Annotated in this window: 16 protein-coding genes and 3 tRNA genes; 6 read left to right on the top strand and 13 right to left on the bottom strand. The window is 67.4% G+C overall.

All coding sequences use genetic code 11. From position 1 onward, the window contains the following. Positions 1–36 precede the first annotated feature (36 nt). A complete protein-coding gene (otsB, locus tag BLV92_RS06365; RefSeq protein ID WP_090543260.1) occupies positions 37–786 on the bottom strand; it encodes a trehalose-phosphatase in 750 nt (249 codons plus the stop codon). 382 nt (positions 787–1,168) lie between these two features. Between otsB and BLV92_RS06360 the strand changes: the two genes are divergently transcribed. Both BLV92_RS06360 and BLV92_RS06355 read left to right on the top strand, forming a co-directional pair. Further along, on the top strand, positions 1,169–1,783 hold the full coding sequence (locus BLV92_RS06360) for an SCO family protein (RefSeq protein WP_090543258.1): 615 nt from the start codon (positions 1,169–1,171) through the stop codon (positions 1,781–1,783). 35 nt (positions 1,784–1,818) lie between these two features. Continuing rightward, entirely contained in the window at positions 1,819–2,262 is a 444-nt protein-coding gene (locus tag BLV92_RS06355) for a copper chaperone PCu(A)C (protein ID WP_090543256.1), read from the top strand. 15 nt (positions 2,263–2,277) lie between these two features. On the opposite strand, the gene BLV92_RS06350 is transcribed toward BLV92_RS06355, so the two are convergent. From BLV92_RS06350 to uvrC, 6 genes are all read right to left on the bottom strand, one after another. Then, on the bottom strand, positions 2,278–2,778 hold the full coding sequence (locus BLV92_RS06350) for a GNAT family N-acetyltransferase (RefSeq protein WP_090543254.1): 501 nt from the start codon (positions 2,776–2,778) through the stop codon (positions 2,278–2,280). Between the two features lie 153 nt (positions 2,779–2,931). Continuing rightward, positions 2,932–3,005 (bottom strand) — tRNA-Cys (locus tag BLV92_RS06345). Positions 3,006–3,120: 115 nt separating this feature from the next. Beyond that, a tRNA-Gly gene (locus tag BLV92_RS06340) sits at positions 3,121–3,196 on the bottom strand. 62 nt (positions 3,197–3,258) lie between these two features. Then, positions 3,259–3,334 (bottom strand) — tRNA-Gly (locus BLV92_RS06335). Positions 3,335–3,488: 154 nt separating this feature from the next. Then, positions 3,489–4,076 carry a CDP-diacylglycerol--glycerol-3-phosphate 3-phosphatidyltransferase gene (pgsA, locus tag BLV92_RS06330; RefSeq protein ID WP_090543252.1) on the bottom strand — a complete coding sequence of 196 codons (588 nt, stop codon included), beginning with the start codon at positions 4,074–4,076 and terminating at the stop codon, positions 3,489–3,491. 108 nt (positions 4,077–4,184) lie between these two features. Beyond that, entirely contained in the window at positions 4,185–6,470 is a 2,286-nt protein-coding gene (gene uvrC, locus BLV92_RS06325) for an excinuclease ABC subunit UvrC (RefSeq protein ID WP_090543249.1), read from the bottom strand. Between the two features lie 205 nt (positions 6,471–6,675). Here uvrC and earP point away from each other — a divergent pair, with 205 nt between their 5' ends. The 4 genes from earP (at position 6,676) to BLV92_RS06305 (ending at position 10,727) form a co-directional block, all read left to right on the top strand. Next, positions 6,676–7,854 carry an elongation factor P maturation arginine rhamnosyltransferase EarP gene (gene earP / locus BLV92_RS06320; protein ID WP_090543247.1) on the top strand — a complete coding sequence of 393 codons (1,179 nt, stop codon included), beginning with the start codon at positions 6,676–6,678 and terminating at the stop codon, positions 7,852–7,854. Between the two features lie 235 nt (positions 7,855–8,089). Continuing rightward, positions 8,090–8,647 carry an elongation factor P gene (gene efp / locus BLV92_RS06315; RefSeq protein ID WP_090543245.1) on the top strand — a complete coding sequence of 186 codons (558 nt, stop codon included), beginning with the start codon at positions 8,090–8,092 and terminating at the stop codon, positions 8,645–8,647. Positions 8,648–8,898: 251 nt separating this feature from the next. Next, the gene (locus tag BLV92_RS06310; RefSeq protein ID WP_090543243.1) at positions 8,899–9,108 is read left to right on the top strand and encodes a CsbD family protein; all 210 of its coding nucleotides are present in this window, start codon (positions 8,899–8,901) and stop codon (positions 9,106–9,108) included. 233 nt (positions 9,109–9,341) lie between these two features. Beyond that, the gene (locus BLV92_RS06305) at positions 9,342–10,727 is read left to right on the top strand and encodes a sigma-54-dependent transcriptional regulator (protein WP_090543241.1); all 1,386 of its coding nucleotides are present in this window, start codon (positions 9,342–9,344) and stop codon (positions 10,725–10,727) included. A 103-nt stretch (positions 10,728–10,830) separates the two neighbouring features. Here BLV92_RS06305 and nagZ read toward each other — a convergent pair whose 3' ends face one another. The 6 genes from nagZ to rnc are packed head-to-tail and all read right to left on the bottom strand — an operon-like array spanning position 10,831 to position 16,312. Then, positions 10,831–11,859: a beta-N-acetylhexosaminidase gene (nagZ, locus tag BLV92_RS06300; protein WP_090543239.1), complete on the bottom strand. Its 1,029-nt coding sequence runs from the start codon at positions 11,857–11,859 to the stop codon at positions 10,831–10,833. Between the two features lie 55 nt (positions 11,860–11,914). Then, positions 11,915–12,331: a holo-ACP synthase gene (acpS, locus tag BLV92_RS06295; protein WP_090543237.1), complete on the bottom strand. Its 417-nt coding sequence runs from the start codon at positions 12,329–12,331 to the stop codon at positions 11,915–11,917. A 36-nt stretch (positions 12,332–12,367) separates the two neighbouring features. After that, positions 12,368–13,132, bottom strand: a complete 765-nt coding sequence (pdxJ, locus tag BLV92_RS06290; RefSeq protein ID WP_090543235.1) for a pyridoxine 5'-phosphate synthase — start codon at positions 13,130–13,132, stop codon at positions 12,368–12,370. After that, complete coding sequence (gene recO, locus BLV92_RS06285) at positions 13,129–14,076, bottom strand: DNA repair protein RecO (protein ID WP_090543233.1); 948 nt, start codon at positions 14,074–14,076, stop codon at positions 13,129–13,131. Before recO ends, pdxJ begins: the two co-directional genes overlap by 4 nt. Then, positions 14,063–14,971: a GTPase Era gene (gene era / locus BLV92_RS06280; protein WP_090546869.1), complete on the bottom strand. Its 909-nt coding sequence runs from the start codon at positions 14,969–14,971 to the stop codon at positions 14,063–14,065. Before era ends, recO begins: the two co-directional genes overlap by 14 nt. Positions 14,972–15,025: 54 nt before the next feature. Beyond that, entirely contained in the window at positions 15,026–16,312 is a 1,287-nt protein-coding gene (rnc, locus tag BLV92_RS06275; protein ID WP_090543232.1) for a ribonuclease III, read from the bottom strand. Between the last annotated feature and the right edge of the window lie 116 nt (positions 16,313–16,428).

The raw sequence follows: 16,428 nt of genomic DNA, 5'->3' as shown, positions 1-16,428 counted from the left end.
GCCGGCGCGCGCTGCGCCGTGCGAAAACGGCCGCCATCATGCGCCGCGCATCGCCGCGACGATCGAATCGAGCCACTGGAGCAGCGCGTCGACCGACTCGATCCGCGTGCGCGCGATCGTATCGCCGCCGCCGACCTTGATCGACAGACCGCCGTGCGCGTTCACGACCGCGAAGCCCTTTTCGTCCGTGAGGTCGTCGCCGGCGAACACCGGACGGCGCCCCGCGAACGGCGGCTCGTCGAAAAACGCGCGCAGCGCACGACCCTTGTCCACGTCCTTCGGCTTGATCTCGTAGACCATCTTGCCGGGTTGCAGCACGTATGCGTCCGCGTAGTCGGCCGCGAGCTTCTGCGTGGCCTCGCGTGCGACGCCCTCGTGCTCGGGCGCATTACGGTAATGAAGCGCGAGCGACGCGCCCTTGATCTCCAGCAGCATGCCGGGATGCGTGCGCACCACTTCGGCCAGGACCTGCTCCATGTGGAGCAACCGCTGATCGTGGAAGCCGATGCGCTGCGTGTCGCCGTTCGCGTCGCGCCGCTCGGCGCCATGCAGGCCGGCGACCGGCAGATCGGGCATGCCGAGAAACGCGTCGATGCTGTCGATCCCGCGCCCCGACACGACGGCGACCGCGCCGTGCGTGAGCCGCCGCAACTCGCCCAGTAGCGCCAGCATGTCCGGGCGCACCAGCACGCCGTCGGGTGTCGGCGCCAGTTCGACGAGCGTGCCGTCGAAGTCGAAGAAAAATGCCGTCTGATCAGGCGGCAGCACTGCCGGAAGTACTTGCATTGCGTGTTTTTCGCCCCTCGGCCATCGGGCCGGGTTGGTCCGGCGACGTGCGGCCGGCCGCCGGGAAGTCTGCGAATCTTACCGCGCCTCCACTACTTTTTCGAGAAAGTGACGGCAGGCGGGCCTGTTTGGGGCCATTCATGCGCATTCGCGCAGAGGCGGCCCGACTGCCTGCGACGCGCGTCCGTACGGTTTTCGGGACGTTGCGCCGGATCGACCGCACACCGGCCGCATCGAACGATCCGGCGCAGCCCCGGCCGGTTTATTTGCTACAGTCGCTGCGAAGCACCGCGCTCACGCAACGACCCTCTGCCCGATAACCGAGTCAACGAGACGACCTTTGTTCCCCAGACCCGCATCTTCGCCACGCCCTGCGTCACGCATGACGGCGCGCGGCCGCATCGTGCGGCGGACTGCGGCGCTCGTGTTCGTCGCGGTGTCGGCGCTGCTCGGCGCGTGCTCGCGTGACGCGCACCCATATCGACTCGCGGACGTCAGCGGCCATCTGCCGAACCTCGATTTCACGCTCACCGCGGACGACGGACGCCCTGTCTCCGGCGACAGCTTCAGCGGGCATACCGCGTTCGTCTACTTTGGGTACACGCATTGCCCGGACGTCTGCCCGGAAACGATGGCGCGCCTGATGCAGGTGATAGCAAAGCTCGGCCCCGATGCCAAGAACGTGCGGATCCTGTTCATCTCGGTCGATCCGGCGCGCGACACGCCGCAGGCGCTGCACGCCTACGTCGACGCGTTCGATCCGCAGCACGCGGTCGGGCTGACCGGCACCGACCGGCAGATCGAGTCGATCGCAAGACGCTACCGTGTGGCGTATCAGACGGAACAGCGCGACCCTGACGGCGGTTATGAAGTCACGCATAGTTCGGCGGTCTACGTATTCGATGCGCGCGGCCGCGCGCGGCTGCTCGCGACCGACAACGATGCGCCCGACGTGATCGCCCAGGACGTGCGGCGCGTGATCGAAGAGACGCGCTGAATTTCGAAACCCTCGCAACCGGAAACATCACGACGATGAAGCTTCAATCCCTCGCTGCCTCACTCCTCTGTTCGCTGGCGCTCGCGACCGGTGCGCATGCTGCGGAAACGACGGTCAGCGCGCACGACGCATGGGTGCGCTGGCTGCCGGGCGATCTGCCGGCCGCGGGCTACGTCACCTTGAAGAACGAAGGCAGTCAGCCGGTCGATCTCGTGCGCGTGACGAGCGACGACTACGGCAGCGTGATGCTGCATCAAACGGTATCGAACGGTTCGACGCAGAAGATGATGATGGCCGACAGGCTGACGGTGCCGGCGCACGGTTCGGCGTCGATTGCGCCCGGCGGTTATCACCTGATGCTTCAGGCGCCGAAGCATCAGGTCGCGCCGGGCGCAACGGTTCACCTGAAGCTGCACTTCTCCGATGGCGCGGTGCTCGATGCGCCGTTCGCGGTGAAGTCCCCGGCGCAGGCGCAGTGATGCTGCGAAAGCGGTTTAAACGGTCCGCTGTATCGACCGCATCCACACGTGCGGGATGCCGTCCTCGTCATGCACGTCCGACACCGGCTCGAAGCCGAATGCGCCATAGAAGCGTTGCAGATGCGCCTGCGCATGCAACCGCACCGGCACGCCGGGCCACTGACGCGCGATGTGAGCGAGCGCCTGTTCGAGCAATGCGTTGCCGAGCTTGATGCCGCGAAAGCCGTCGGTGGTCAGCACGCGGCCGATGCGCACGTCGGCATCGGCCGCGTCAGGCAGCAGCACGCGCAGATAACCGGCCAGTCCGGCACGCTCGCCGCTCGTCGCATACGCGAGCAGATGCCATGCGTCGAGATCGAGTCCGTCGATGTCGCCGTACGCGCAGTTCTGCTCGACGACGAACACCGCAGAGCGCGCGGCGAGCAGTTCATAGACCTCTTTCGTATCGAGCGCGGCGAACGGCTTCCAGCGCCAGTCGAAGTTCATGGCGTGCGGCGTGGAAGTCGGCTCGTTCATCACGGAAGTCCTGATCGGAAGGTCGGGGAAGGCAACGATTATGCCGCGTGGTATCGGCAACGGACAAACGCGACCGGGCGTGCGGCAAGCCGCGTGCACGAAACCGTGCGCGGAAAAAAGAAAAGCCACCCGAAGGTGGCTTTTCTTTTCGTCTGGAGGCGCGAGCCGGAGTCGAACCGGCCTGGACGGCTTTGCAGGCCGCTGCATAACCGCTTTGCTATCGCGCCAGAAGCGGATTGTCGATACGTCGCGAACCCGTTGCGTCCACCACGACCGGACAGATTGGTGCTATGGCCTCACGGCCTGCCAAACAAAAGGGGAAGCGCTGCTTCCCCGGATGTCTGGAGCGGGAGACGAGTCTCGAACTCGCGACCTCAACCTTGGCAAGGTTGCGCTCTACCAACTGAGCTACTCCCGCATGGTCCTGCCTGTGGCGCGGCGCCGGTTACTGCTTCTACTGCAAACGCCGCACCTGAAATCTGGAGCGGGAGACGAGTCTCGAACTCGCGACCTCAACCTTGGCAAGGTTGCGCTCTACCAACTGAGCTACTCCCGCGTTTGCTGCTGCCTTGCTACTGCTTACTGCTTTTTTACCCCATCCGGCGCTTCGCTCAAATCCGCGTGCACCGGAGAAGTGAGATTATGTATAAGGTGCAGAATCGTGTCAAGCCCCCACGCGCATCTCTTTTCAGCCGCCACGGGCCGCGCACTCACAGGCTGCCACGCTCGCGGATCTGCGGCCACGCAAGCTTCATGTAGTACATCATCGACCAGATCGTCAGGAACGCGGCGACGTAGATGAGCCACGCGCCCCACACACGCGCGTCGAGCGTCACGCCGGCGACCGTCAGCGGCGCGTAGAACAGCAGCATCGGAATCGCAACCATCTGGCACGCGGTCTTGAACTTGCCGAGCGAATTCACCGCGACGCTCTTCGACGCGCCGATGTGCGCCATCCACTCGCGCAGCGCCGAGATCGCGATTTCGCGCCCGATGATGACGAGCGCGATCGCCGCATCGACGCGCGCGAGCTGCACGAGCATCAGCAGCGCGGCGGTCACCATCAGCTTGTCCGCGACCGGGTCGAGGAACGCGCCGAACGACGACGTCTGGTTCCACTTGCGCGCGAGATAACCGTCGAACCAGTCGGTCAGCGCCGCCAGCACGAAGATCAGCATCGCCGCAACGTTGCGCTGCATCGGGCTCAGCATCGTATCCGGCAGGTAGAACACGCCGACCACGAGCGGGATCAGCACGATCCGCAGCCACGTCAGGAAGATCGGAAAATTGAACGGCATTGGCGGGGCGCTGGCTGTCAAGGGAGATGCAATTGTGCCGCGTCGCCGCAAGCGCCACAAGCAACCGTAAGGCGGCCGGCGCCGCACGCGCGCCGCCAGCGCTGCCCGTCAGTGCAATTGCCGGTAGATCTGCTCGGCAAGCGAGCGCGAAATGCCGTCCACGCTCGCAAGATCCTCGACGCTCGCCGACATCACGCCGCGCAACCCGCCAAAGCGCGCGAGCAGCCGCTGGCGGCGCTTCGCGCCGACGCCTTCGAGTTCTTCGAGCCGCGACGTCTGCCGCGTCTTGCCGCGCTTCGCGCGCATCCCGGTGATCGCGAAACGGTGCGCCTCGTCGCGGATCTGCGCGACCAGCATCAGCGCCGCGCTCTCCTTGCCGAGTTCGAGCGGCGTGCGGCCGTCCGCGAACACGAGCGTTTCGAGCCCCACCTTGCGCCCTTCGCCCTTCGCGACGCCGACCAGCATCGACGGATCGAGACCCAGTTCGCCGAACACCTGCCGCGCGATCTCGACCTGCCCCTTGCCGCCGTCGATCAGCACGATGTTCGGCAGCGTGCCGCCGGCCGCGGCCGGACCGGCGCCGTCCGGCGTCGCGTTCGGGTCCGCGGCGTCGGCGGTCTGCAGCGTCTGCGCCTCGTCGGCCTCGTTGCGCGCGGACTGCGCGACCATCTTCTCGTAGCGGCGCGTGAGCACCTGGCGCATCGCCGCGTAGTCGTCGCCGGGCGTGATCCCAGTAATGTTGTAGCGCCGGTACTCGCCCGACTGCATCTTGTGATGGTGATAAACGACGCACGACGCCTGCGTCGCCTCGCCCATCGTGTGGCTGATGTCGAAGCACTCGATGCGCAGATGCGCAAGATCATCCAGTTCGATCGACAGCAACTGCGCAAGCGAGCGCGTGCGCGCCTGCTGCGAGCCCTGCTCGGACAGCAGCCGCGCGAGCGCGAGACGCGCGTTCTGCCCGGCCATCGCGAGCCACGCGCGCTTCTGGCCCTGCGGCTGGCGCAGCAGCGCGACCTTGTGGCCGGCCTGCTCGCTCAACACGTCGATCAGTTCGCGATTCGCGGGCGGATGGCTGACGACGAGCACCGGCGGCACGCGATTGCCGAGATAGTGCTGCGCGATGAACGCGTCGAGCACGTCGGATTCGATGCCGGGGCGACGGCGAGCGGACGATGCGCGGGATGGGGGATCGTCGGTGGTCGACAGGCCGTTCGCTTCGGCTGCTTCGGTCTCGATTTCGACGGCCTCGGCTTCGACCGCTTCGTCCGCTTCATCCCCGTCATCGGCCTCCGGCGGCAGATCGCGCGCCAGCGCCAGCGCATCGGACAGACCGTTCTCGGCGCCCGCATCGGAAGACGCCTCTTCGCCGTCCTCCGCTCCATCCGCCGACACGTCGTACCCGTCGGCTTCGACATGCACGCGTGCCGCCCGCGACGGCACGCCGGACAGCACGGTGGCCCCCAGCACGGTCTCGCTGTCCACCTCTTCCGCGACGCCGCCTTCCTCGCCCGTCAGCGCGCTCTCGACGTGCGTCGGGAAATACGCCTTGTCGCCCAGATGCCGGCCGCCGCGCACCATCGCGAGATTCACGCACACGCGCCCGCCGAGCGCGACGACCGCGAGGATATCGACGTCGCTGTCGCTGCCCGTCTCGATCGCCTGCTGATGCAGCACCGTCGCGAGCGAACTCATCTGGTTGCGCACCGCCGCCGCCTGCTCGAACTTCAGCTCGCCGGCGAACGCGTGCATCTTCGTCTCCAGCTCCTTCATCACCTCGTTCTGGCGGCCGAGCAGGAACCGCGACGCGTTGCTGACGTCGCGCGCGTAATCGTCCTCGCTGATCGCGCCGACGCACGGCGCGGTGCAGCGCTCGATCTGATGCAGCAGGCAAGGCCGCGTGCGGTTGTTGAACACCGAGTCCTCGCAGGTCCGCAACTGGAACACGCGCTGCAGGATCTGGATGCTCTCGCGCACCGCCGACGCGCTCGGGAACGGCCCGAAGTACTGGTTGCGCCGATCGACGGCGCCCCGGTAATACGCCATCCGCGGAAACGGGTGGCCGGTCAGCTTCAGGAACGGATACGACTTGTCGTCGCGAAACAGGATGTTGTATCGCGGCGTCAGCGCCTTGATCAGGTTGTTTTCGAGCAGCAGCGCTTCGGCTTCGGAGCGCGTGACCGTCGTTTCGATGCGCGCGATCCGCGTGATCATCATCGCGATGCGCGGCGACAGTTGCGTCTTCGTGAAATAGCTCGACACGCGCTTCTTCAGGTCGCGCGCCTTGCCGACGTACAGCACCGCGCCCTGCGCGTCGTAATAGCGATAGACGCCGGGCAAATGCGGCAACTGCGCGAGCGCCTTCTTCGGGTCGAAAACTTCGGAATCGGTCATCCAGGCTCGGGCCGGCCGCGCGGCGGCGCGCGGGAATCGCGCAGGCGGCGGACGCGGCGGCAGGGTGTGCTTTAGAATCGCCAGTTTAGATCATTCCGCGCGGGTCCGAACCTGCCGCCGCGGCCTCGCCAGCGCCCGCGCAGCGCACCGCGCGGGCTTGAGCCGACCCGCCGGCGGCTCGCCGGAAGGCCCGCGCGAAGCCGCCATGTCCGACGCCAACGTGTCCCCCCTCTGCGCGCCGATCGCGTGCGACCTCTTCTGCGCGGTGATCGACAACTTCGGCGACATCGGCGTCTGCTGGCGGCTCGCGCGCCAGCTCGCGGACGAGCACGGCTGGCAGGTCCGCGTGTTCGTCGACGATCTGCATACGTTCCAGCGGCTATGTCCGGCGCTCTCGATCGGGCGCGCGACGCAGACCGTCGACGGCATCGTCGTCGAGCATTGGCACGACCCGGCGCATGCGGGCGACACGCTGCGGATCGCGGACGTCGTGATCGAGGCGTTCGCGTGCGAACTGCCGCCCGCCTATGTCGCGGCGATGGCCGAACGTGCGCGCAAGCCGGTGTGGCTGAACCTCGAATACCTGAGCGCCGAGGACTGGGTCGCCGATTTCCATCTGCGGCCATCGCCGCATCCGCGTTATCCGCTGACGAAGACGTTCTTTTTCCCTGGCCTCGGCGCCGGCACCGGCGGCGTGCTGAAGGAGCGCGGCCTCGACGCCGCGCGGACCGCGTTCGAGGACTCGCCACAGGCGCGCGCCGAATGGTGGCAGCGCGCGACCGGCGGCCCGCCGCCCACGCCCGATGCGACGGTGATCTCGCTGTTCGCCTACGAGAACCCCGCGGTGGACGGCCTGCTCGCACAATGGTGCGACAGCGCGACGCCGGTCGTGCTGCTGGTTCCCGAGGGCCGCATCTCCGGCGCGGTCGCGCGCTTTTTCGGGATGCCGTCGTTCGGCGCGGGTGCGCACGCGGAACGCAGCGCGCTGCGCGCGCATGGGCTCGCGTTCACCGATCAGGCGGGTTACGACCGCCTGCTGTGGGCGAGCGATCTGAACTTCGTGCGCGGCGAGGACTCGTTCGTACGCGCGCAGTGGGCCGCGCGGCCGTTCGTGTGGCACATCTACCCGCAGGCGGACGACGCGCATCTGCCGAAGCTCGACGCGGCGCTCGACCACTACGCGCGCGCGCTGCCGGCCGCGCCGCGCGCGGCGCTCGCCCGCTTCTGGCACGCGTGGAACGGCCGCGGCGCGCCGGACTGGAGCGAGTTCGCTTGTGCGCTGCCGCAACTCGCCGTCCGCGCGCGCGACTGGGCGGCCGAACTGGCCGCGATCGGCGACCTCGCGGGAAATCTGGCGGAATTCGCAAAAAGTCAGTTAAAATAAGCGGTTATCCGACGGCAGCCGTCTCAAGCGATTCAAAGCGGATTCAAAGCGGGCGGATTCGCTCCGAACGAACGCGGCGAAAAACGAACGCGGCAACGAACGCGGCAGGCTCTGAACCGCGCGACAACGCCCGGCGCGGCGCGCGTGGTGCGATCGCCGCGTCGCATGAACCCGCTTGCGACGTTTGCCGTCGAGCACTCTCGAAGCTACTTAATCTGGACAGGACAGTTTTTTTATGAAGACCGCACAGGAACTCCGCACCGGCAACGTCGTGATGATCGGCAGCGACGCGATGGTCGTGCAAAAAGCCGAATACAACAAGTCGGGCCGTAACGCCGCCGTCGTGAAGATGAAGTTCAAGAACCTGCTGACCGGCGCGGGTATGGAAACCGTGTACAAGGCCGACGACAAGTTCGACGTCGTCGTGCTCGACCGCAAGGAAGTGACGTACTCCTATTTCGCCGACCCGATGTACGTGTTCATGGACGCCGACTACAACCAGTTCGAAGTCGAAGCGGAAATGATGGGCGACGCGCTGAACTACCTCGAAGACGGCATGGCCTGCGAAGTCGTGTTCTACAACGAGAAGGCGATCTCGGTCGAACTGCCGACCACGCTCGTCCGCGAAATCACGTACACGGAGCCGGCGGTCAAGGGCGACACGTCGTCGGGCAAGGTGCTGAAGACCGCGAAGCTGAACACCGGTTTCGAACTCCAAGTGCCGCTCTTCTGCAGCATCGGCGACAAGATCGAAATCGACACCCGCACCAACGAATACCGCAGCCGCGCATAACACGCGCAGCCGGTATTTCGCGCCGCCGCCCCGGCTGGCGCGGCTCCCGTGAAAGCGCCCCGCTGGGGCGCTTTTTCTTTTTTTGCCGAACGTGTATGTTTAGGACTGTCACGGGAAAAACTTACCGGTACTGCCGGTTCCATCCGGCGCGCATGAAAGCCGGCCGCCGACCGTTTTCCCGCGGCACGCTTTCTGCTGGTTCAAGGCTCAGCCCCTCGCGAGGCCTTTGTTTCCGAACCAGGAGATGCACGATGAATAACGACATCGCTGAAGGCAAGTGGAAGCAGTTGATGGGCAAAGCCAAGGCCGCATGGGGCGAGCTGACGGACGACGATCTCGTCAAGGCCGAGGGTCGCGCCGACCGGCTCGCCGGAATGATCCAGGAACGTTACGGCAAGACGCGTGACGAGGCGGAGCTGGAAGTGCGGCGCTTCATGGAAGCGAACCGTCCGCGCGACTAGCCTGGCCTGCGGCAAAACCGGCCTCTGCCCGATGTGGAGATGAAGCGTCCCGCGGCGTCCGCCGCGGGACGAGTCTGAAGGCGCCGCCACGCGTGGTCCGGCGCCGCATCTGCGAGGACCGGAACAACATGCATTGAACTGCACGGTGAATCACCCCCTTGCCGCGTCGCGTCCGGTCACCGGGCGCGACGCGGCGACCTGTCCCGATCACCCTGTCGAAAGCCGCTTCCGCCATGCCACACGCCCTGATTGTCGAAGACGATCCCAACAGCCTGTCCGGCCTGTCCGCGATCCTCGCGGCCGACGGTTTTTCGGTCGACACCGCGCCCACGCTGACCGACGCCCGCGCCGCGCTGGCGCGTTTCATTCCGGACGTGGTGCTCGTCGACCTGAACCTGCCGGACGGCCGCGGCCTCGACCTGCTGCACCATCTGCCCGCGCAGCCGCCGGGCGGCTCGCTGCCGGTGATCGTGATGACCGGCAACGCGACCGTCGAAAGCGCGATCGAGGGCTTGCGGCACGGCATCTGGGACTACCTGCTGAAGCCGGTCAACATCCCGCGCCTGCGCAGCCTGCTCGCGCGGATTCCGCGTCCTTACGAACTGAGCGAAGAGGTTCGCGCGCTGCGCGCCGCATTGCGCCAGTTGGGCCGTTTCGGTCCGATGATCGGCCGCAGCGGCGCGGTCCAGATCGTCTACGACACGATCGAGCAACTCGCGCCGACCGAGGCCGCGATCCTCGTCCACGGCGAGTCCGGCACCGGCAAGGAAGTCGCGGCGCGCACGCTGCATCAGTTGAGCCGCCGTCGCAAAGGACCGTTCGTCGTCTGCGACACGCGTCTGGTCGCCAACGAATCGGCGCTCGGCCGGCCGCTCGCGAGCGTGCTGTTCGGCCACGAGCGCGGCGCGTTCAGCGGCGCGGACCAGCGCGAGCCGGGACTCGTCGATCAGGCGTGCGGCGGCACGCTGTTCATCGACGAACTGACCGAACTCGACCGCGGGCAACAGGAAGCGTTGCTGCGCGCGCTCGATTCGCAGACGTTCATGCGCGTCGGCGGCAGCAGCGAGGTCGGCACCGATTTCCGGCTGATCGCGGCGACGCGCACCGTCCCGCGCGACGCGGTCGCCAACGGCAAACTGCACGAGGACCTGTGGCTGCGTCTCGACGCGGCCGCGCTCGCGCTGCCGCCGCTGCGCGAGCGCGACGACGACGCCGCGCTGCTCGCGACCGCGTGCGTCGACGAACTGAATCAGGCCACCCACGCGCGCGGGCTCACGGGGACCACGCGGCTCATCGCGCCGTCGTTCGTCCGCGAATGTCTCGCGTACGACTGGCCCGGCAACGTGCGCGAACTGCAGGAGCGCGTGAAGCGCGCGTATTACGCGTCCGGCGACGTGCTGGAGACGTTGCAGGCCGACGAAGCGGCCAGCAACGGCACACGCGAACTGAACGGCGGCCGCGTGCAGGTGACGGTCGGCACGCCGCTCGCGGACGTCGAGGAGATGCTGATCCGCGCGACGCTCGACGCGGTCGGCGGCACGCGCCATCGCGCGGCGTCGCTGCTCGGCATCAGCCCGAAGACGCTGTACAACAAGCTGCAACGGATGCGGCCGAACTAGATCGAGACGACCGGGCAGCAAAACAAAGGGCCGCTTTCATCGAGCGGCCCTTGCCTTTGCGGAAGCGGATCATGAGTCCGCCGGATGCGTGCACGCGAACCGCTCAGGGCATCGTTTCCCTCAACAGCGCCTGCGCGGCGAGATACGCGGGATCCGCAACGAGCTTGTTCCAGCGCAGCGCCTTGCCGCGCGGACGCAGCCTGCGAATGCGCCGGCGCGACGCCTTCGTCGGCTCGACGTGCAGCGCGTTCAGCACCTTCTCCGCTTCGTCCGGCTGGTTGCACACGAGCACCATGTCGCAGCCGGCGGCCAATGCCGCCTGCGCCGCCTCGGTCAGCGTGCCGCCCTGGCGCGCCGCCTCCATCGACAGGTCGTCGCTGAACACGACGCCGCCAAACCGCAGCTTGCCGCGCAGGATCTCCTGCACCCAGATCCGCGAGAAGCCGGCCGGCTTCGGGTCCACCTGCGGGTAGATCACGTGACCCGGCATCACCGCCGCGAGCGACAGCCCGAGCCAGTCGTACGGCATCGCGTCCTCGCGGAGGATCGCGTCGAGCGGCCGGTCGTCGATGGGCACCGCGACGTGCGAGTCTGCGTGCGCATAACCGTGTCCGGGGAAATGCTTGCCGCAGTTCGCCATGCCGGCGAGCGCGAGCCCGTGGTTCAGGCTCTTCGCGAGCAGCGTGACAACACGCGGATCGCGATGGAACGCGCGGTCGCCGATCGCCTTCGACTGGCCGTAATCGAGGTCGAGCACCGGCGTGAAGCTGAGGTCGATCCCGCAGGCACGCAGTTCGCTCGCGAGGATGTAGCCGACCGCGGTCGCGACCTTCGTCGCGAGCAGCACGTCCTTGTCCCACAGCTCGCCCACGCGCCGCATCGCGGGCAGCAACGTGAAGCCGTCGGTGCGGAAACGCTGCACGCGGCCGCCTTCGTGATCGACCGCGATCAGCAGGTCGTCGCGCACTTCGCGGATCGCATCGGTCAACGCAACGAGCTGCGCGCGGCTCTCGAAATGGCGTGCAAAAAGAATCACGCCGCCTGTCATCGGATGCGCGAGACGGCGCGCGTCGTCGTCGGTCAGCGTCTTGCCGACCACGTCCAGCATTACGGGTCCGGGACTGTTTTTCATCGGGAGAAACAAGGAGGAATGAAGCCGCGCGAACGTCGCCGCGCGGCGGGGGAAATCATGCGGCGGGACTGGCGGCGTCCACCGTCTCCGCGATCACGAACGACACCGCGTAGTCGCGTTCGTCGCTGATCGTCACGCGCACGCTGATGCCGCGCGCGTCGAGCCATTGCGCGAGTTCGCCGGACGCGACCATCACCGGCCGGCCGCTCGGCTCGTTCAGCGTCTGCACCGCGCGCCACGTCATCGGCCAGTGCATGCCGGTGCCGATCGCCTTCGAAAACGCTTCTTTCGCGGAGAAACGCGTGCACAGATACGCGAGTCCGCGCACGGCCGAGCGCGCGTTGCGCGCCTCGTACACGCGCAGTTCGTCGGGGCCGAGCACGCGCGACGCGAAACGCCCTTCGGTGCGCTCCATCACGGCCGCGACGCGGCTGATCTGGATGATGTCGGTGCCGATGCCGTAGATCGCCATGCCGCTCCCTGTCGCGTGGGTCCGTTCCGGTCCGGCTCAGGCGCGCGCGCCGAGACGCGCGGCCACCATGATCGCCTTCATCTCGCGGACCGCGTTGTCCCAACCCGCGAAGATCGCGTGCGCGACGATCGCATGGCCGATGTTCAGTTCCGCGATGCCGTCGATCGCGGCGATCGGCTGGACGTTCGTGTAGTGCAGCCCGTGGCCCGCATTGACCTTCAGGCCGAGGCCGATCCCGCAATCGACGCCGCGCACGACGCGCTCGTATTCGCGCTCCTGCTCGCCCGCGTCGTGCGCTTCCGCATAACGGCCGGTGTGCAGTTCGACGACCGGCGCGCCGGTTTCGTGCGCCGCGCGAATCTGCGTCTCGTCCGGGTCGATGAACAGCGACACGCGGATGCCCGCGTCCGCGAGCTGCCGGCACGCGGCGCTGACCGCATCGAACTGGCCGGCGACGTCGAGGCCGCCTTCGGTCGTCAACTCCTGACGCTTCTCCGGCACGAGGCACACGTCGTGGGGCTTGATCTCGCACGCGATGTCGAGCATCTCGGCGGTGACCGCGCATTCGAGGTTCATCCGCGTGCGCAATTGCGGCCGCAGCGTGCGCACGTCCGCATCGACGATGTGCCGGCGGTCTTCGCGCAGATGCAGCGTGATCGCGTCGGCGCCCGCCTCCTCGGCCTGCAGCGCCGCGCGGACCGGATCGGGATAGGACGTGCCGCGCGCGTTGCGCAGCGTGGCGACGTGGTCGATGTTGACGCCGAGTTCGATCACGTGGGGCGAGGTCAGGAAGAAGCTCATAGATTCTGCAGGTCGATCAGGATCTGGCGCGTCGCGAGCGGCGTGCCGCCAAGGTAGGTGTTCAGCAGGAAACGCATCAGCGCCTTGCTCTGCGTGACGGTCTGCGGGCGATGGTAATCGTCCTGCTCCATGTCGAGCAACGTCTGGCCGGACAGCACCGGCCACTGCGCGGGAAACTCGTCCGACGCGTCGCGCACGCCGCGCTCCGGGTCGAACACGTAGCGCCCCTCCGGCACGACCGCGCGGCGCGCGACGGTCCGGTCGAGCGCGAGCGCGTAGCCGGTCTCGCGCAACAGCACGCGTTCGAACGAGCGCAGCACCTGCACCGGCGGCTCGTCGTACGCGAGGCGAGTCAGCGTGACCACGTAGTGATGGAACAGTTGCGGATGCGCGTCCTCGCGCGCGAGGAACTTCACCAGCAATTCGTTCGCGTAGAAGCCGCACAGCAGCGCGTCGCCGGCGAGCGGCCGCATCCCGCCGACCCATTCGGCACCGGTCAGCGTGCGGACTTCGCCCTTGCCGGTCCACGACAACGACAGCGGCTGGAACGTCTGCAGCACGCCGCGCAGCGCCGAATGCGGACGCTTCGCGCCTTTCGCGACGAGCGCGACGCGGCCGTGATCGCGCGACAGCACGTCGATGATCAGACTGGTCTCGCGATACGGGTAGCTGTGCAGCACGAACGCCGGCTGCTCGGCGATCCGGTAGTCGGGCACCGACGGCGCACGAGGCGCGCGGCGCGACGCCGATTTCGTTCGGGCTTCGCTGGCAGAGGCTTCGCCGGCCGATGGCCGCGACTTGCCGCGGGCGCGCCGCGGCGCGGCGGCGGGGAGCGGTGCATCGTCCGGCGCGGGTTCGCCGCCGCCGAAGGCCGCGCCGACGTCGTCCGACGCATCGAGCGTCACGTCGCGCGTACCGGTGACCGTCTCGTCACTCGTAACCATAGGCGCGCAGCCCGGCGTCGTTGTCGGCCCAGCCGCTTCTCACCTTCACGAAGGTTTCGAGGTATATCGGCCCGTCGAACAGCTTCTCCATGTCGAGCCGCGCCTCGGTGCTGATCTGCTTGAGCTTCGCGCCCTTCTGCCCGATCACCATCGCCTTGTGGCCGTCGCGCTCGACGAGGATCGTCGCGAAAATCCGGCGCAGCCGCCCTTCGGTCTCGAACTTTTCGATCAGCACGGTGCTCGTGTACGGCAGTTCGTCGCCGGTCCAGCGGAACACCTTCTCGCGCAGGATTTCGGCCGCGAGGAAGCGTTCGCTGCGATCGGTCAGGTCATCCTCGCCGTAGATCGGATCGCCCTCGGGCAGATAAGGTTTCAGCGTCGCGAGCAGCCGCGTGATGTCGTCCGGATTCTTCGCGGACAGCGGCACGATCTCGCGGAATTCGCGCAGCGCCTGCACCTGCTGGATGAACGGGTACAACGTCGCCTTGTCGCTGACGCGGTCGATCTTGTTCGCGATCAGGATCGTCGGCGCGGACGGGGGGATCAGGTCGAGCACCTTCTGGTCGTCGGGACCGAAACGGCCAGCCTCGATCACGAACAGCACTGCGTCGACGGACGTCAGCGTCGACGTCACGGCGCGGTTCAGCGAGCGGTTCAGCGCGGTGCTGTGGCGGGTCTGGAAGCCGGGTGTGTCGACGAACACGTATTGCGCGTCATCGACCGTGTTGATCCCGGTGATCCGGTGCCGCGTGGTCTGCGCCTTGCGCGACGTGATGCTGATCTTCTGGCCGACGAGCGCGTTCATCAACGTCGACTTGCCGACGTTCGGACGACCGACGATCGCGACCGTGCCGCAACGGAAGCCGGCAGGAGTGGGGGTGAGAGCGTCGTTCATGATCGGACCGCGCGAAGAATGGAGGAAGCGCACGCGTCGCGTGCGCTGGTTGAATCAATGGCCGGCATCGGCGGCGCGCACCGGCACGGCCGCTGCGGCAGCGGTTTCCGCCGTGCCGTCGCCGGACGATGCCGGCGGCTCGGACGGGCTCGCTGCCGCATCGCGGCCGCGGTGCGACGAGCGGTCGGCCGGTTGCGAAGGCGCGTCCCGTTCGACCGCGCGCAGTGCGGGTTCAGTCTTTCCGGCCGGATGGCGTTGGGTAGAAGCGGCGGTGCCGGCGGCGTCGGGTTTGTCGGCCGGTCGGGCAGCGCCCTTTTCGGCCACGGCGGCTCGGGAAGTCGCGTCGGACTTCTCCGCCGACGCTGATTCGACCAGCGCCGGCTTGTCCTTGTCCACGCCCGCCGCCGGTGCCCGCTCCGGGCTGTACTCGACATGCGACGCGCGGATCATCGCCAGCGGCGCGGCTGCCGCGGTCGCCGGTTCGCCCGCGTCCACCACAGCCGGCGGCTGCCCAGACGCCGCCCGTTCGCCGCGCGCCGCGCGTTCGCGCCGTTCCGGCGAGCGCAGATCCAGCGCGCCCTGCACGCCGGTCACGCCGGGCACGACTTCGGGCTCGGCCTTCGCCGCCCGCGCGCCCTTCGACCGCTTCGGCTTCGCGACGAGCGCCGGCGCGGCCGCCATCACCTCGTCGAGCGCCTTCTTCGCGGCGGCCTGCTCGGCCGCGCGACGGCTCGCGCCGGAACCGGACACCTTCACGTCCAGCTTCGGCACCGTGCATTCCACTTCGAACTGCTGATTGTGCGCCGCACCATGCGTCGCGACCACCGTGTAGGTCGGCAGCGCGATCTTGTGGCCTTGCAGGTATTCCTGCAGCAGCGTCTTCGAGTCCTTGCCGAGCGTGCGCGGGTCGATGTGATCGAGAATCGGCACGTACAGCCGCTTGATTACCGTCTGCGCAGCCTCGAAACCGCCGTCGAGGAAAATCGCGCCGAAGATCGCCTCCAGCGCGTCCGCCAGAATCGACGGACGGCGAAAACCGCCGCTGCGCAGTTCTCCTTCGCCGAGACGCAGGCCGTCCGCGATATTCAGGGCCTGAGCAATTTCGTACAGCGACTGCTGCTTGACCAGATTCGCTCGCACGCGCGACAGATCGCCTTCGTCGAGTTTGCTGAAGCGTTGAAACAATAGGGCCGCCACCGCGCAATTCAGGACCGAATCGCCAAGGAATTCGAGGCGTTCGTTATGCGTGGCGCTGTGACTGCGGTGAGTGAGAGCCTGGCGCAACAATTCCGCATTGCGAAATTCGTAGCGCAAACGGCTTTCCAGCGGAGATTGGGGCATGGGGAGAGTATAACGCGCCGGCCAGCCCCGGCGAAAACGCGGGGCGGTCGGTGAAAAAGCCTGATACGGCGACGTGACGCCGTTTCTTCGATGGCGATCCGACGGTGCTTCGATGC

This window comes from Paraburkholderia caballeronis (assembly GCF_900104845.1).
GTDB lineage: Bacteria > Pseudomonadota > Gammaproteobacteria > Burkholderiales > Burkholderiaceae > Paraburkholderia > Paraburkholderia caballeronis.
Note: the sequence above shows the minus strand (reverse complement) of the source record. Positions and strands in the feature narration are given on the sequence as shown.

Excerpts from the sequence above, each read along its gene's own strand:
- recO (WP_090543233.1), bottom strand. The coding sequence starts at position 14,076 with ATGGTTACGAGTGACGAGACGGTCACCGGTACGCGCGACGTGACGCTC.
- uvrC (WP_090543249.1), bottom strand. The coding sequence starts at position 6,470 with ATGACCGATTCCGAAGTTTTCGACCCGAAGAAGGCGCTCGCGCAGTTG.
- acpS (WP_090543237.1), bottom strand. The coding sequence starts at position 12,331 with ATGGCGATCTACGGCATCGGCACCGACATCATCCAGATCAGCCGCGTC.
- BLV92_RS06305 (WP_090543241.1), top strand. The coding sequence starts at position 9,342 with ATGCCACACGCCCTGATTGTCGAAGACGATCCCAACAGCCTGTCCGGC.
- pgsA (WP_090543252.1), bottom strand. The coding sequence starts at position 4,076 with ATGCCGTTCAATTTTCCGATCTTCCTGACGTGGCTGCGGATCGTGCTG.
- BLV92_RS06310 (WP_090543243.1), top strand. The coding sequence starts at position 8,899 with ATGAATAACGACATCGCTGAAGGCAAGTGGAAGCAGTTGATGGGCAAA.
- rnc (WP_090543232.1), bottom strand. The coding sequence starts at position 16,312 with ATGCCCCAATCTCCGCTGGAAAGCCGTTTGCGCTACGAATTTCGCAAT.
- nagZ (WP_090543239.1), bottom strand. The coding sequence starts at position 11,859 with ATGAAAAACAGTCCCGGACCCGTAATGCTGGACGTGGTCGGCAAGACG.
- BLV92_RS06355 (WP_090543256.1), top strand. The coding sequence starts at position 1,819 with ATGAAGCTTCAATCCCTCGCTGCCTCACTCCTCTGTTCGCTGGCGCTC.
- earP (WP_090543247.1), top strand. The coding sequence starts at position 6,676 with ATGTCCGACGCCAACGTGTCCCCCCTCTGCGCGCCGATCGCGTGCGAC.
- otsB (WP_090543260.1), bottom strand. The coding sequence starts at position 786 with ATGCAAGTACTTCCGGCAGTGCTGCCGCCTGATCAGACGGCATTTTTC.
- pdxJ (WP_090543235.1), bottom strand. The coding sequence starts at position 13,132 with ATGAGCTTCTTCCTGACCTCGCCCCACGTGATCGAACTCGGCGTCAAC.
- BLV92_RS06350 (WP_090543254.1), bottom strand. The coding sequence starts at position 2,778 with ATGAACGAGCCGACTTCCACGCCGCACGCCATGAACTTCGACTGGCGC.
- efp (WP_090543245.1), top strand. The coding sequence starts at position 8,090 with ATGAAGACCGCACAGGAACTCCGCACCGGCAACGTCGTGATGATCGGC.
- era (WP_090546869.1), bottom strand. The coding sequence starts at position 14,971 with ATGAACGACGCTCTCACCCCCACTCCTGCCGGCTTCCGTTGCGGCACG.
- BLV92_RS06360 (WP_090543258.1), top strand. The coding sequence starts at position 1,169 with ATGACGGCGCGCGGCCGCATCGTGCGGCGGACTGCGGCGCTCGTGTTC.